Genomic DNA, 14,537 nt, shown 5'->3' on the forward strand with positions numbered 1-14,537 from the left:
TCGCTGGGTTTTTGGCCGGGGGCGGGTGCGTTATGCGTGCTTTATTTTTCGTTGCGTTGGGCGGGGGTTACCCCGCGAAGCTGGCGATCCCGAACGATTACGACACCTTGGCAACTGCAATGCGCTATCGGCTTCGGCTGGTGGCGGGAGCTTCGTGGCTTACGCCGCTCCCACAAAAGCCATGGCGGCTAAAGCACCCCTCCCCAACCCTCCCCTTTGCTGCGCAAAAGGGAGGGGGCTCAAGCTTATTTGCGTCTCACCAGCTGCGACTTAATCCACAGTGGTGTGTGTGCAAGCATGTGGATAATCGCTGGCATCCCTTGCAGCACAAGGCTGTCAAGATGATTGGTGAAAATTTGATCAGTCGCGAGCTGCATCGGCAAAGCGTATTCAGAATTACCCGGCCTGCCGGCACGGGGCCATCCTGATGCGCGCCGGCAATGATCACGGCGCGCTGCAGAAGCTGGGAATCAGGCCCGGTAGGGCTGGTTCATCGACAGGCTGACTTCGCCATCGGCACTGAACAGGTCGCTGCCCCGACGCAGTAGCGGCCGGCCATCGGCAAGCTCATACCGCGGCGGTCGGGTTGTACTACTGGCTTGGGTGCTGCTTGGCTCGTCTAAAAATTCGATGACGATGCAGCTCTCGCCATCACGGGTGGTTGCGGGGAATTGTCGGAACGCCATAGCTCGCCTCCAATGCAGAGAAGGTGATCGCGCTGTATCAGTGCGACCACCGTGTGAGCTTGCCGCCGGCCTTGTTAGCGATGCGTTACCGCAGCGTTCTCAATCTATGAATTGCAGTCGCGCCAGTTCGGCGTACAAGCCATCCTGGGCCAACAGTTCAGCATGCGTGCCCTGCGCGACGATGCGACCGTGGTCCATCACTACGATGCGGTCCGCCTTCAATACCGTTGCCAGCCGATGGGCGATGACCAGCGTGGTGCGGCCGGCCATCAGGCGCTCAAGCGCCTGTTGCACGGCGCGTTCGCTTTGCGCATCCAGTGCGCTGGTTGCTTCGTCCAATAGAAGCACCGGTGCGTCCTTGAGCAGGGCGCGGGCAATGGCCACGCGCTGCTGCTGGCCGCCGGACAGGCGCGCGCCGCGTTCGCCCAGGTCGCTGGCATAGCCTTCCGGCAACTGCATCAGGAAATCGTCGGCCTCGGCCGAGCGCGCGGCGGCGCGAACTTCGTCTTCGCTGGCTTCGAGCCGGCCATAGCGGATGTTGTCGGCAGCGCTGGCAGCAAACAGGGCCGGCTGTTGTGGCACCAGCGCAATACTCTGGCGCAGCTGTGCCGGATCAAGCTCACGCAGGTCGACGCCGTCCAGGCGCAGATTGCCGCTGTCCGGATCATGGAAACGCAGCAGCAGCGACAACACAGTGCTTTTGCCGGCGCCGGAGGGGCCGACCAGGGCCACGGTTTCGCCCGGCGCCACGGTCAGGCTGAAATCATCCAGCGCCGGATGATCCGGGCGTTGCGGGTAATGGAACGACACATGCTCGAAGCGTATTTCGCCGCGAACCGGTGATGGCAGTGGATGCGGCTGTGCGGGTGCGGTGATCTGTGGGCTCTCGGCCAGCAGTTCACCAATGCGGCCCATGCCGCCGGAGGCGCGCTGCAGCTCATTCCAGACTTCCGCCAAAGCGCCGACCGAGCCACCGCCGATCAAGGCGTACAGCACGAACTGGCCCAGCGTGCCTGCCGTCATGCGGCCGTCGACGACGTCGTGCGCGCCCGACCACAGTACCGCCACGATGGCGCCGAATACCAGCACGATGGCGATGGCGGTGACGAAGGACTGGGTGCGGATGCGGCGCTTTGCAGTGGCCACGGAGATTTCCAGCGCGGCCTCGAAGCGGCCACGCTCGTAGGGTTCGCGGGCATGCGCCTGCACGGTACGCACCGCGCCGAGCGTTTCCGAGGCCAGGGCATTGGCGTCGGCGACGCGGTCCTGGCTGGCGCGGGAGATCTTCTGCAACTGGCGTGCACCGAGCACGATGGGCAGTACCGCCAGCGGAATACCGATCAGCGAGTACACCGCCAGGTGTGGGCTGGTGACGAACAGCATCACCATCGCGCCGATCACGGTAACGCTGCTGCGCAGTGCCACCGACATGGTCGAGCCGATCACGCTGCGCAGCAATTCGCTGTCGGCGGTCAGCCGCGAGACCAGCTCGCCGCTGCGGGTGCGGTCGTGGAAACCGGCGTCCAGGCCGATCAGGTGTGCATAGAGTTTGCCGCGCAGGTCGGCGACGACTTTCTCACCCAGCAAAGACACGAAGAAGAAGCGCGCGGCAGTCGCCAATGCCAGCACTACGGCAACGATGAAGAGCAGCATGAAAGCGCGGTTGATATCGCCGCCACCGGAGAAGCCGTGGTCGATCATCTGCTTGACCGCCATCGGCAGGCTCAAGGTCGCCGTCGAGGACACTGCCAGTGCGACCAGCCACGCGGTGAACAGGCCGGCGTGGCGGCGCACGAATGGCCACAGGGTTTTCAGGCTGCCGAGCTTCTGCAGCTTGCGTTGCGGCGGTGTGGAAGGGGCTTCAGTCATGGTCGACGGGTTCGCTCAGGCGTAGGCGGTCGCGGGTGGCGTCGCGCAGGCGCAGTGCCAGCGCATCGATCTGGTCTGCCGGCAGGCGCACATGCAGGCGCAGGCCTTCGGGCAGGAAGTGTTCTTCAAGCTTCTCGGCGCCGGCGACGCCGAGCAGGGTGTGCACGATGCCCATGTCCTCAAAGCCGCATTGCAGGATGCGCTCGGTCATCGGCACCAAAGGGCTGCGCTGGGCCAGCCGCAGGCATTCGGCAGCAGTACCGCCATAGGCCCGGACCAGGCCACCTGCACCGAGCTTGATGCCGCCGTACCAGCGCGTCACCACTACAGCGATGCGGTCGTAACCCTGACCATCTATCGCGGCGAGAATTGGACGTCCGGCGGTGCCTGCCGGCTCGCCATCGTCGCTGGAGCGGTAATCATTGCCATGCCGGTAGGCCCAGCAATTGTGGGTGGCATCGGCATCCGAAACTGACTGGATGAACGCCATCGCCGCGCTGGCATCGCTGATCGGCGCTGCCTGCGCGAGGAAGCGGCTGTGTTTGATCTCCAGCTCGTGGCTGGTGGGTGCGGCGAGAGTGTCGAGCATTGCCGTCATTCTAGTGGCAGCGCTGCAAAGCGGTAGCCGATGCTGCTCAATCCTTGAGCAGCGGCCGCAGATCGCGCGGAATGCGCGCTTCCGGGTAGTCGTGGGCGAAGCGGCGCAGGCTGGCCTTTGCACCTTCCAGATCACCGGCTTCGTGGCGCTCGCGGATGCGCTTTATCCATTGGTGGCGTGACAGCGTGGCGTCGGCCTCGATGTCAGGAGTGCTGTCGGCGGCGATGGCTTCGGCACGCTGGCGACGCGCATCGGCGGCTTTGCTTACGGCCTTGGTGCCAGCATGCGGAATCGGCGTGGAGCCAGCAGGCGTCGAACGTGGCGGTGCAGCGCGTGCTGGCGCGGCCTCGCTGCGATAGAGGTCAGCTTGCGCCCCGGCGGTGCTGATGGTCTGTTCGGCTTGAACCGGGGCGGCCATAGGTGCCGGGGCCATCATCGGCATTGGTGCCGCGGGAGGCGCGGGCGGTGGCGGGGGCGCGATCGGTGCAGTTGAGAACGCACGTGCTGATTGCCCTGCATTGCTGGTGCTGGGTTGCTCGATGATGTTCGTTTCGTCGTTGCGCGCAACATTTGCCTGCGCAGCTTGTGCCGTATCGGCGCTGCGCTCTTTCGCGCTTGCCATGGATCGTGCTTGCGGCGCTGCAAGCGCCGGGGCGGCGGCATCTACGGCTGCCTGGCTTGGCAACGGCGCAGCGGCCGGAACGGCAGCTGCCTCCGCGGCTGCCATATCGGCAGCAGGCGCGGCCACTTCGGCGTGCTGCATCGCTGGCTGCGGCGGTAGCGGGCGCAGCTGCCAGGCCAGGCCAACCACCAGCACCAGTGACGCTGCCACAGCCAATGAAGACACCAGTCCGCGGCGGCGTCCCCAGCCACGGTTGCGCGATGCTGGGGGCAGGCTGGCCGTGGGTGCTTCGCGATGCGCAGCCTGTGTCTCTGATTGGGGCTGGGCCAGCGGCTGCGGGTTGCCGTGGGCCATGGCCAGAATCCGGGTATCCAACTGCGCGCTGGGCCCTGCGACACCAGCGCCAGGACGCCCGAGCAGCCGGGCCAGCTCACGCTCTTCGGGGGTCAGCATGTCTGGGATGTTCATTCGCTCAACCTCGCGCGCAGCTTGTCCATCGCATAGCGCAGCCGCGACTTGACGGTTTCCCGGCCAACGCCGGTGATCTGCCCGATCTCCTCCAGGCTGAGTTCCTGTTCCAGTCGCAGGATCACGACTTCCTGTTGTTCCGGCGGCAGCTCAGCCAAGGCTTGACGCAGTTGCAGGCGCTGGGCCTGTTCGTCTGCCAACAGTTCCGGCGTGCAGTTGTCGGTCAGGCGCGCGGTGCGCTCGTCGGCATCTTCCGGTGCTGCCGGGCGATGGCGGGCCGCCCGCCAATGGTCGTTGAGGCGGTTGTGGGCGATGCGGAACAGCCAGGTGGCGAAGGCCGCGTCGGGCTTCCAGCCAGCGCGGGCATTGATCATCTTCTGCCAGACGTCCTGAAAGAGCTCCTCGGCCAAGGGCCGGTCGCGCAGTTGACCGAGCAGATAGTGGAACAGCCGCGCGCGATGCCGGGCGTAGAGCTCGGAGAACGCATCGCTGTCACCGTCGGCATAGGCCAACATCAGCACTTCATCGGTAGGGGTTTGGACAGCGGTATCCACCCGGCAAGCGTAGTGGTTGGCTTGGATTCTGCCTAGCTCAATGGGAGCTCGTGGCGGTTTCATTCATAATTGTGAATAAGAATCTTTTTCTGCGACGCACTGCTCTTGACCGCTGCGAAAGGTATGCTGCGGGTTCAGGGGGGAGTTCCGGGATGCTGGGACCCAGAGAGAACGGATACATGTCGTATAGCGAGCTTGACGCGAAGGCCGAAACCCAGCGCGCCGATACATCTTCGCCGGTCACCAGAGTGGTAGCGACATTGCAGAGCTTGTTGCCTCCCGTCAGCACGGTTGCGCTGGCGTGGCGCGATGGTCTGCTGGGCGAGGGTAGCTACAGTTTCCCGGAATCCGCCGATGGTCTATGCCAGTTGGCGCGTGACTGCCTTGCAGGCAAGGCCAGAGATCTTCCCGGCTCCGTCCAACTGCTGGAATGGAGTCACGACAGCGACGCGGACTACGTGCTGCTGATCGATCCCGAACAGGCATTGCCGGTTGCGCGCCGCCAAGCATGGGAGGGCACTGCGCGGGCGCTGATCTGCTCGGCCATGGAGCTGATGCGCCAGCGCATCCAGATCGAAGAACTGCAGCGCTCCAAGCAGCTGCAGAAGGCCCTGTTCGAAATTGCCGATCTGGCCGGCGCCGACCTGGCGATGACCGAGATGATGGCGCATTTCCACCGCATTCTTGGTTCGTTGATGTACGCGGAGAACTGCTACATCGTCGAATGCGATGAAAACCAGCAGAGCCTGGAATTCCTGTACTTCGTTGATACCCATGACAGCTATCTGCCTGAGCCCGGGCGTCGCTATCGTTACGAGGAAATGCCGGCCAGCTTGACCTTTGCGGTACTGCGTAAAGGCCGTGCACTGAGCGGGCCGTCGCGTGAGCTGGCAAAGTATCTGGAACAGCCGTGCGAGGTGTCGGAGGGCGAGGAGAGCACCGACTGGCTGGGTGTGCCGATGTGGCGGGACAACCGGGTGTGTGGTGCGATCGTGGTGCAGAGCTATGTTGCCGATGCCTGCTATGGCGAGGAAGAGCTGGCGCTGCTGAACTTCGTTGCCAAACACATCCTTACTGCGATGGATCGGCATCAGGCGCATGCGCAGCTGGAACAGCGGGTCTGGCAGCGCACCCAGGACCTGGAAAACATCAACGACCACCTGCAGGGCGAGATCATCGAGCGTCGGCGCGCGGAATTGCTGCAGGCGGCGCTGTTCAACATCTCCGAGCTGGCGATGAGCGGCAAAGCCACGGGCGATTTCTATGCGCAGGTGCACGAGATCATCGGCCGGTTGCTGGATGCCAGCAATTTCTACGTGGCGATGGTGACTGCAGATGCGACCGGCATCGAGTTCGTCTATTCAGTCGATCGCTTCAACCGCGAACGCGCAACCCGGATTTTCAGCGATGGCCTGACTGAGTACGCGCTGCAGCGCCGTGAGCCGGTGCTGCTGACGCGTGCGGATATCGACAGGTTGATCGCGGCCGGGGACTTGAAGGAATTCGGCGCCAAGTCGCAGTGCTGGCTGGGCGTTCCCTTGTTCAGCGATGACGAAGTAGTAGGCGTCATCGCGGTGCAGAGCTACAACCCGGAGGTGGCGTTCACCGCCGATGATCAACGGCTGTTGGTATTTGTTGCGCGCGCGATCGGTAACAGTCTTGCCCGCCAACGCGATCAACAGCGCCTGGTGCAGGCCCATGCCGACCTGGAGCTGCGGGTCACCGAGCGCACCCGTGAGCTCGGCGAGGTGAACCAGAAGCTGCTGGGGCAGATTGGCGAACGCATGCGTGCCGAGCAGCGTTTGACCCACCTTGCGATGCATGACGTGCTGACCGGGCTGCCGAACCGCCTGCACCTGCAGGATCGACTGGAACGTGCGATCGAGAACGCGGAGCTGGGTATCGCCCCGAATTTCGCCTTGCTGTTCCTGGACCTGGATCGCTTCAAGTGGGTCAACGACAGTATTGGGCATGCAGCCGGCGACCAGATGCTGGTTGAGGTCGCGCGCCGACTGGTGGGGCTGGTCCGTGGTGATGACGTGGTTGCGCGGTTGGGTGGCGACGAATTCGCGCTGCTTGTGCACTCTGATCGTGGTTCGAATGCGGCGATGGACCTGGGGCGGCGCCTGCTCAGGGCGCTGGAAGCGCCGATGTGGGTGGACGGGCGCGAGTTGTTCCCGTCCGGCAGCATCGGCATCGCGGTATGGGATGCGCGCTATACCTCTGGCGCGGACCTGCTGCGTGATGCGGATGCGGCCATGTACCGGGCCAAGCTCAAGGGCCAGGACCGTTGCGTGATGTTCGACGGCGCGATGCACGACGAGGCGATGCGCAGTCTGGAGTTGGAAGCGGACCTGCGACGGGCGATCAAGAAGCGCGACTTCCTGCCCTATTACCAGCCCATCGTGTCACTGCTTGACGGCAAGGTGGTCGGCCACGAGGCGCTGCTGCGCTGGCAGCACGAGCGGCGCGGCGTGCTGGTGCCGGGGGAGTTTCTATCGCTGGGCGAAGAGAGCGGCCTGATCGAGCAGGTGGACTGGCAGATCTACGAGCAGGTGATGCAGGACATGGCGGCTTCGGCTGCTGGTTACATCTCGGTCAACGTATCGCCACGGCACTTCCGTTCGGCTGAATTTGCGCCGCGGCTGCTGGGGATGCTGGATGCGGCGGGTGCTGACCCCGGGCGCTTGCGTGTTGAGATCACCGAGATGGCCTTGCTCGATGACGAGCCGCGCACCTTGCGCGCCCTGCACCAGCTGCGTGAACGCGGCGTGGTGGTGCAGCTGGATGACTTCGGTACCGGCTATTCGGCGCTGTCCTATCTGCATCGCTTCCCGATCAGTGCGCTGAAGGTGGACCGCAGCTTTGTTGCCGGCCTGCATGATGAAGGCAGCAACAGCACGCTTGCGCTGGTGGAAGGCGTGCTGTCACTTGCACGCACGCTGGGCATCGAGACGATAGGCGAGGGCATCGAGAATGAACGGCAGCTGCAAACCCTGACGGAGCTGGGCTGCAACTTCGGCCAGGGCTACCTGCTGGGCTACCCGGCCGCGCGCGAAGAGACCCTGCAGCGCGCATAAGCGCCGGCCTTGTGGGAGCGGCGTGAGCCGCGAAGCCGCCAATATATCTGTCGCGCATCGGCTGCAATTGCACGATGCGCCTTGGATGTTGCTGTTGCGGACTTTGAATGCCGATGATCTGTGTGGTGTAAGAGCTTCGGGGGGTTAGCCCCGCCCCCCACCCGGGGGGTGGGGGTTTGTGGGGGCGGGCAAAGGCGAGACGCCACGAGTGGCTCAACGCAGCGCGTTGCGCTTCTTCTCGTCGAACCACTTGTCGGCCTGCGCCGGCGAGTAATTGCGCATCCACTCCAGCATCTGCGTGGCGTCGTCGCCGTACCACAGGTCTTCGCGCTGTTCCGGGTGCAGGAAACGCTCGCTGACCATGGTGTCGATCATGCCGATCAGTGGCTGGTAGAAGCCGTCGATGTCGAGGAAGGCGCAGGGCTTGTGGCCAATGCCGAGCTGACGCCAGGTCAGCATCTCGAAGATCTCCTCGGCGGTACCGAAGCCGCCGGGCAGGGCGACGAAGGCATCGGACAGATCGAACATGCGCGACTTGCGCTCATGCATGGAGCCGACGATCTCCAGCGAGGTCACGCCCTTGTGTGCCACTTCCATGTCCACCAGGTGCTGCGGGATCACGCCGGTGACTTCGCCACCTGCCGCCAGCACGCCATCGGCTACCGCGCCCATCAGGCCGGTACGGCCGCCACCATAGACCAGGCGCAGGCCTTCGTTGGCGATGCGCGTGCCCAACTCGGTGGCGCGTTCGACGTAGATGGGCTTGGCGCCGGGATTGGAGCCGCAATAGACGCAGATGGACTTCATGTGTTGTTCCTGATGGATGGGAAGAGGTGGTCGCTCTGCTGCCGATGAATACGCACGCAGACCGGGGACTACAAAAGCAAGAAGGCTCCGCCGGAGCGGAGCCTTCAGGTCACAGGTCGTGGAGCTTAGTTGGCCTTGTGGATGGCGCGCTTGGTCACTGCCATTGCCGCGTCGTGCACTGCCTCGGACAGCGACGGGTGGGCGTGGCAGATGCGGGCCAGGTCATCGGACGAGCCGCTGAACTCCATGGTCAGCACACCTTCGTGCACCAGCTCGGAGACATTGGCGCCGACCAGGTGCATGCCGAGCACGCGGTCGGTTTCGGCATGTGCCAGCACCTTGACGAAGCCAGCCGGCTCCACCATGGCGACGGCGCGGCCGTTGGCGGCGAACGGGAAGCTGCCGGCCTTGTACGGGATGCCCTCTGCCTTGAGCTGGGCTTCGGTCTTGCCGACCCATGCCAGTTCCGGCTCGGTGTAGATGACCCACGGAATGGTGTCGAAGTTGACGTGGCCCGGCAGGCCAGCGATCAGCTCAGCCACGGCGACGCCTTCCTCAAAGCCCTTGTGGGCCAGCATCGGGCCGCGCACGCAGTCACCCACTGCCCACACGCCATCGACGCCGGTGTGGCAATGGTCGTCAACCACGATCTGGCCGCGCTCGTTGATCTGCACGCCGGTGCCATCGGCCAACAGGCCCTTGCTGGCAGCGCGACGGCCAACGGCCACCAGCAGCTTGTCGACGGTCAGGCTCTTCTCGCCTTCGGCATCGGTGTAGCTGACGATGACTTCTTCGCCCTTGATCTCGGTCTTGGAGACCTTGGCGTTGAGCAGGATGTTCAGGCCCTGCTTCTTGAATTCCTTGGCGGCAACCTTGGCGACTTCAGCATCGGCAGCAGCCAGGAAGTCCGGCAGTGCTTCCAGGATGGTGACGTCCGAACCCAGGCGCTTCCACACGCTGCCCAGTTCCAGGCCGATCACACCGGCACCGATCACGGCCAGGCGCTTCGGCACTTCGGTGAAGTCCAGTGCGCCGACGTTGTCGACGATGTGCTTGCCGTCAAACTTGGCGAACGGCAGTTCGATCGAATCCGAACCGGCGGCGATGATGACGTTGGTGCCCTTGAGCTCGACTTCCGAACCGTCGTGCTGCTTGACCTTGACCACGTTGCCGGCCTGCAGCTGGCCGAAGCCATAGTAGGTGGCAACCTTGTTGGCCTTGAACAACTGGGCGATGCCGCCGGTGAACTGTTTCACGATGGCGTCCTTGCGGCCGACCATCTTGTTCACGTCGATCTTGGCGTCGTTGAAGCTGATGCCGTGCTGATCGAAGATGTGGCCCATGTTCCAGTATTGGCGCGAGGAGTCCAGTAGCGCCTTGGACGGGATGCAGCCCACGCGCAGGCAGGTGCCGCCCAGTGCCGGCTTGCCGTCCTTGCCCAGCGCTGCATCGATGCAGGCGGTCTTCAGGCCCAGCTGTGCGGCGCGGATGGCAGCGTGGTAGCCGGCCGGACCAGCACCGATGACGACGACGTCGAATTGTTCAGCCATTTGAGATTCCTTGGTACCAATCCCTTCCCCTGCGGGAGAAGGTGGCGCGAAGCGCCGGATGAGGGTGCGGGAGGGCCGAGGCCCTCACCCCAACCCCTCTCCCGGAGGGAGAGGGGCTTCGAGCGGAATTACAGACCGAACAGCATGCGGCCCGGGTTTTCCAACTGGTTCTTGATGTCCACCAGGAACTGCACCGAATCCTTGCCGTCGATGATGCGGTGGTCATAGGACATGGCCAGGTACATCATCGGGGCGATCACGATCTGGCCGTTCTCGGCGATCGGACGGTCCTTGATGGCGTGCATGCCGAGGATGGCGCTCTGCGGCGGGTTGACGATCGGGGTCGACATCAGCGAGCCGAAGGTGCCACCGTTGGTCACGGTGAAGGTACCGCCCTGCAGTTCTTCCAGCGACAGCTTGCCGTCACGGGCCTTCTTGGCGTAGTCGGCAATGGCCTTCTCGATGTCGGCAAACGACATGCGCTCGACGTTGCGCAGCACAGGGGTCACCAGACCCTTCTCGGTGGACACGGCGATCGAGATGTCCGAGTAGCCGTGATAGATGATGTCGTCACCATCGATCGAGGCATTGACCAGCGGGAAGCGCTGCAGCGCGTTGGCGGCAGCCTTCACGAAGAAGCTCATGAAGCCCAGCTTGATGCCGTGGGCCTTGACGAATTCTTCCTGCAGTTCCTTGCGCGCAGCCGAGACCTTGGACAGGTTGACTTCGTTGAAGGTGGTCAGCATGGCGGTCGAGTTCTTCGACTGCATCAGGCGCTCGGCAATGCGCTTGCGCATGCGGGTCATCGGCACGCGTTCTTCCGGACGTGCACCGCCGGCCTTGCCGACGCCGCCGTTGCGGGCGAAGTTGACGATGTCTTCCTTGGTCACGGCGCCATGACGGCCGGTACCGGACACGTCAGCCGGGTTCACGCCTTCGGTGATGGCCGAGAAGCGGGCGCCCGGGGGCAGGGCATCGGCGGCCGACTTGGCAGCCGGGGCCGGTGCAGCGGCAGCAGCCGGAGCGGCGGCCGGGGCAGCAGCCTTCGGTGCCTCGGCAGCTGCGGCCGGGGCGGCAGCGGCAACCGCGCCTTCCTCGATGATGGCCAGGATCTGGCTCGAGGTGACGGTGTCGCCTTCCTGGAACTTGATTTCCTTCAGCACGCCATCAACCGGCGCCGGTACTTCCAACACGACCTTGTCGGTTTCCAGGTCGAGCAGGTTCTCATCACGCTTGACGGCCTCGCCAGCCTTCTTGTGCCAGGTGGCGATGGTGGCGTCGGAGACGGATTCGGGCAGTACCGGTACTTTGACTTCGGTGGCCATTTGGCTGATTTCCTGGTTTCGTTTTCTTGTGGAAAAGGGGGCTTATTCGGCGTAGTTGTCGTCGATCTTGTTGACCAGCGCGTCGGCGAGCAGCTGTGCGAGTTCGCGCAGGTGATCGGACATGTGGCCAACAGCAGGCGACGGAGAACGCGGGCGACCGGCATAGTGCAGGGCCTGGCCATCGGCCACGCATGCCTGCAGGTGGTGCTTGATCTGGTACCACGCACCCTGGTTCATCGGCTCTTCCTGGCACCACACGACGTCGGTTGCCTTGCCGTACTTCTTCAGTTCGGCAGCCAGCGCCGGGCGCGGGAACGGGTAGAGCTGTTCCACGCGTACCAGTGCAACGTCATCCTGGCCGCGCTTGGTCACGTCTTCCAGCAGGTCGTAGTAGACCTTGCCCGAGCAGACGACCACGCGCTTGACCTTCTTGGCGTCCGCGGTGGCGTCGCCGATCAGGTGCTGGAACTCGCCATTGGCCATTTCATCCAGGCTGGACACGGCCAGCTTGTGACGCAGCAGCGACTTGGGCGACATGACAACCAGCGGCTTGCGGGTGTCCATGCGCATCTGGCGACGCAGCATGTGGAATGCCTGCGCCGGGGTCGACGGCACGCAGACCAGCATGTTCTCCAGTGCGCACAGCTGCAGGAAGCGCTCAAGGCGCGCCGAGCTGTGCTCCGGGCCCTGGCCTTCATAGCCGTGCGGCAGCAGCAGGGTCAGGCCGGAGATACGGCCCCACTTTGCTTCGCCGGAGGCGATGAACTGGTCGATCACGACCTGGGCGCCGTTGGCGAAGTCGCCGAACTGGCCTTCCCAGATGCACAGGGTGTTCGGGTCGGTGGTGGAGAAGCCGTATTCAAATGCCATCACCGCTTCTTCGCTGAGCAGCGAATCGATGATGGTGGCCTGTTCCGGCGACTCGACCAGCTGACGCAGCGGCAGGTAGTAGGCGTCGGTCTTCTGGTCGTGCAGGATGGCGTGGCGGTGGGTGAAGGTGCCGCGGCCGACGTCCTGGCCGACCAGGCGCAGGCCATTGCCTTCGTCCAGCAGCGTTGCGTAGGCCAGGTTCTCGGCAAAGCCCCAGTCGCCGAGGATTTCACCGGCGGCCATCTTGCGACGGTCGTCGTACACCTTGGCAACGCGCGAGTGCACTTCCACGCCTTCCGGAATGGTGTTGATCATGGTGGCCAGCTGGGTCAGCTTGCCCATGTCGACCTTGGTGCTGACCGGGTCGGACAGCTTGCCCGACAGGTACTTCGGCCAGTTGACGAACATCTTGCTGGTGGCCGGGGTCTTTTCGACGGTGGCCAGCTCGGTGGTGACTTCACCGGAATCGAGCTTGTTGCGGTAGGTGTCAACCATTTCCTTGCCGGCGCCGGCGGCGATCACGCCTGCGGCTTCCAGCTGCTCTGCGTAGAGCTCGCGGGTGGTCTTGTGCTTGCGGATCACCTGGTACATCAGCGGCTGGGTGATCGCCGGTTCGTCGGCTTCGTTATGGCCCCAACGGCGGTAGCAGACCAGGTCGATCACGACGTCCTTGTTGAACTGCTGGCGGAAGTCATAGGCCAGCTTGGCCGCGAACACCACGGCTTCGGGATCGTCGCCGTTCACATGCAGGACCGGTGCGGCGACCATCTTGGCGATGTCGGTGCAGTACAGGGTCGAGCGCGAGTCGTCGCGGTTGGAGGTGGTGAAGCCCACCTGGTTGTTGATGACGATGTGCACGGTGCCGCCGACCGCGAAACCGCGGGCCTGCGACATCTGGAACAGCTCCATCACCACGCCCTGGCCGGCGAATGCGGCATCGCCGTGGATCAGGACCGGCATCACCTGCTTGCGCGCGGTGTCGTTGCGGCGTTCCTGGCGCGAGCGCACCGAGCCGACAACCACCGGATCGGCGATTTCAAGGTGCGACGGGTTGAAGGCCAGAGCCAGGTGCACCGGGCCGCCATCGCTGGCGACGTCGGCCGAGAAGCCCATGTGGTACTTCACGTCACCGGCAACGGCGCGATCGTCGTGCTCGAACTTGCCTTCGAACTCGTCGAACAGCTTGCGCGGGTTCTTGCCGAGGGTGTTGACCAGTACGTTCAGGCGGCCGCGGTGGGCCATGCCGATGATCACGTCCTTGACGCCGTCCTTGCCGGCATCACGGATGATGGTGTCCATCATCGGGATCAGCGAGTCGCCGCCCTCCAGCGAGAAGCGCTTCTGGCCGACGTACTTGGTGTGCAGGTAACGCTCAAGGCCTTCGGCCGCGGTCAGGCGTTCCAGGGTGCGACGCTTGGTGTCGGCATCCAGGTTGTAGTTGCCACCGGCAGCCTCAAGGCGCTGGTAGAGCCACTGACGCTGCTCGACTTCGGCGATATACATGAACTCTGCGCCGATCGAGCCGGTATACGTCGCCTTCAGGCGGGCAACCAGGTCACGCAGCTTCATCCGCGGCTGGCCGCCGACACCGCCGGTGCTGAACTCGTCGTTGAGGTCGGCATCGCTGAGGTGGTGGAAGGGCAGGCCCAGGTCCGGCGGGTTGACCGGCGGGGTCAGGCCCAGCGGATCAAGCTTGGCGCCGAGGTGGCCGCGCGAACGGTAGGCGGTGATCAGGCGGCCGACATTGCGCTCGCGCTCGTCGCCGGAACCGGCGTTGGCGCCGACCTTGCCAGCATTCTTTGCGGCTTCGGTGATGTGTGCGATGGCGGCAGAGTGCGGCACATCGCCAGCTTCGCGGCCTTTGAAGCCGTCAAAGTAGGACTTCCACTTGGGGTCCACACTGTCCGGGGAGACGAGGTACTGTTCGTACAGGTCCTCGACATAGGAGGCGTTGCCGCCGGCGAGCTGCGATGATTGCGCAAACTGCTTCAGTAGATTGTCCACGATGGAGAGTCGGATTCACTTGTGGGGTAGTTCTGGGAACCGGCGGACCTGCTACAGCGTCCCGCGCGGGCGTGTTCTAACCACGAAATTATACCCCTCACTGG

General features: G+C 64.1%; 10 protein-coding genes. 1 reads left to right on the top strand and 9 read right to left on the bottom strand.

From position 1 onward, the window contains the following. Positions 1-470: 470 nt before the first annotated feature. From ACVOMF_RS07935 to ACVOMF_RS07955, 5 genes are all read right to left on the bottom strand, one after another. Positions 471-686 carry a hypothetical protein gene (locus ACVOMF_RS07935; protein ID WP_481508793.1) on the bottom strand — a complete coding sequence of 72 codons (216 nt, stop codon included), beginning with the start codon at positions 684-686 and terminating at the stop codon, positions 471-473. 99 nt (positions 687-785) lie between these two features. Continuing rightward, entirely contained in the window at positions 786-2,555 is a 1,770-nt protein-coding gene (locus tag ACVOMF_RS07940) for an ABC transporter transmembrane domain-containing protein (RefSeq protein ID WP_481508794.1), read from the bottom strand. Continuing rightward, positions 2,548-3,144 (bottom strand): IMPACT family protein, encoded by a 597-nt coding sequence (locus ACVOMF_RS07945; RefSeq protein ID WP_481508795.1) that lies wholly within the window; start codon positions 3,142-3,144, stop codon positions 2,548-2,550. The genes ACVOMF_RS07940 and ACVOMF_RS07945 overlap by 8 nt, the downstream gene beginning before the upstream one ends. A gap of 46 nt (positions 3,145-3,190) precedes the next feature. Next, entirely contained in the window at positions 3,191-4,243 is a 1,053-nt protein-coding gene (locus tag ACVOMF_RS07950; protein ID WP_481508796.1) for a hypothetical protein, read from the bottom strand. Beyond that, the gene (locus ACVOMF_RS07955; protein WP_282271923.1) at positions 4,240-4,797 is read right to left on the bottom strand and encodes an RNA polymerase sigma factor; all 558 of its coding nucleotides are present in this window, start codon (positions 4,795-4,797) and stop codon (positions 4,240-4,242) included. The genes ACVOMF_RS07950 and ACVOMF_RS07955 overlap by 4 nt, the downstream gene beginning before the upstream one ends. A gap of 152 nt (positions 4,798-4,949) precedes the next feature. Here ACVOMF_RS07955 and ACVOMF_RS07960 point away from each other — a divergent pair, with 152 nt between their 5' ends. Beyond that, positions 4,950-7,877, top strand: coding sequence for a bifunctional diguanylate cyclase/phosphodiesterase (locus ACVOMF_RS07960; protein ID WP_481508797.1), 2,928 nt, complete (start codon positions 4,950-4,952; stop codon positions 7,875-7,877). A 213-nt stretch (positions 7,878-8,090) separates the two neighbouring features. On the opposite strand, the gene ACVOMF_RS07965 is transcribed toward ACVOMF_RS07960, so the two are convergent. The 4 genes from ACVOMF_RS07965 to ACVOMF_RS07980 all read right to left on the bottom strand — a co-directional run bounded on the left by ACVOMF_RS07965 (position 8,091) and on the right by ACVOMF_RS07980 (position 14,433). Next, positions 8,091-8,684: an LOG family protein gene (locus ACVOMF_RS07965; RefSeq protein WP_282272078.1), complete on the bottom strand. Its 594-nt coding sequence runs from the start codon at positions 8,682-8,684 to the stop codon at positions 8,091-8,093. 125 nt (positions 8,685-8,809) lie between these two features. Beyond that, positions 8,810-10,234 (bottom strand): dihydrolipoyl dehydrogenase, encoded by a 1,425-nt coding sequence (lpdA, locus tag ACVOMF_RS07970; RefSeq protein WP_296246216.1) that lies wholly within the window; start codon positions 10,232-10,234, stop codon positions 8,810-8,812. Between the two features lie 128 nt (positions 10,235-10,362). Beyond that, positions 10,363-11,559, bottom strand: coding sequence for a dihydrolipoyllysine-residue succinyltransferase (gene sucB, locus ACVOMF_RS07975; protein WP_481508798.1), 1,197 nt, complete (start codon positions 11,557-11,559; stop codon positions 10,363-10,365). A 42-nt stretch (positions 11,560-11,601) separates the two neighbouring features. Further along, complete coding sequence (locus ACVOMF_RS07980) at positions 11,602-14,433, bottom strand: 2-oxoglutarate dehydrogenase E1 component (protein ID WP_481508799.1); 2,832 nt, start codon at positions 14,431-14,433, stop codon at positions 11,602-11,604. Positions 14,434-14,537 lie beyond the last annotated feature (104 nt).

This window comes from Stenotrophomonas sp. STEN022 (assembly GCF_056760155.1).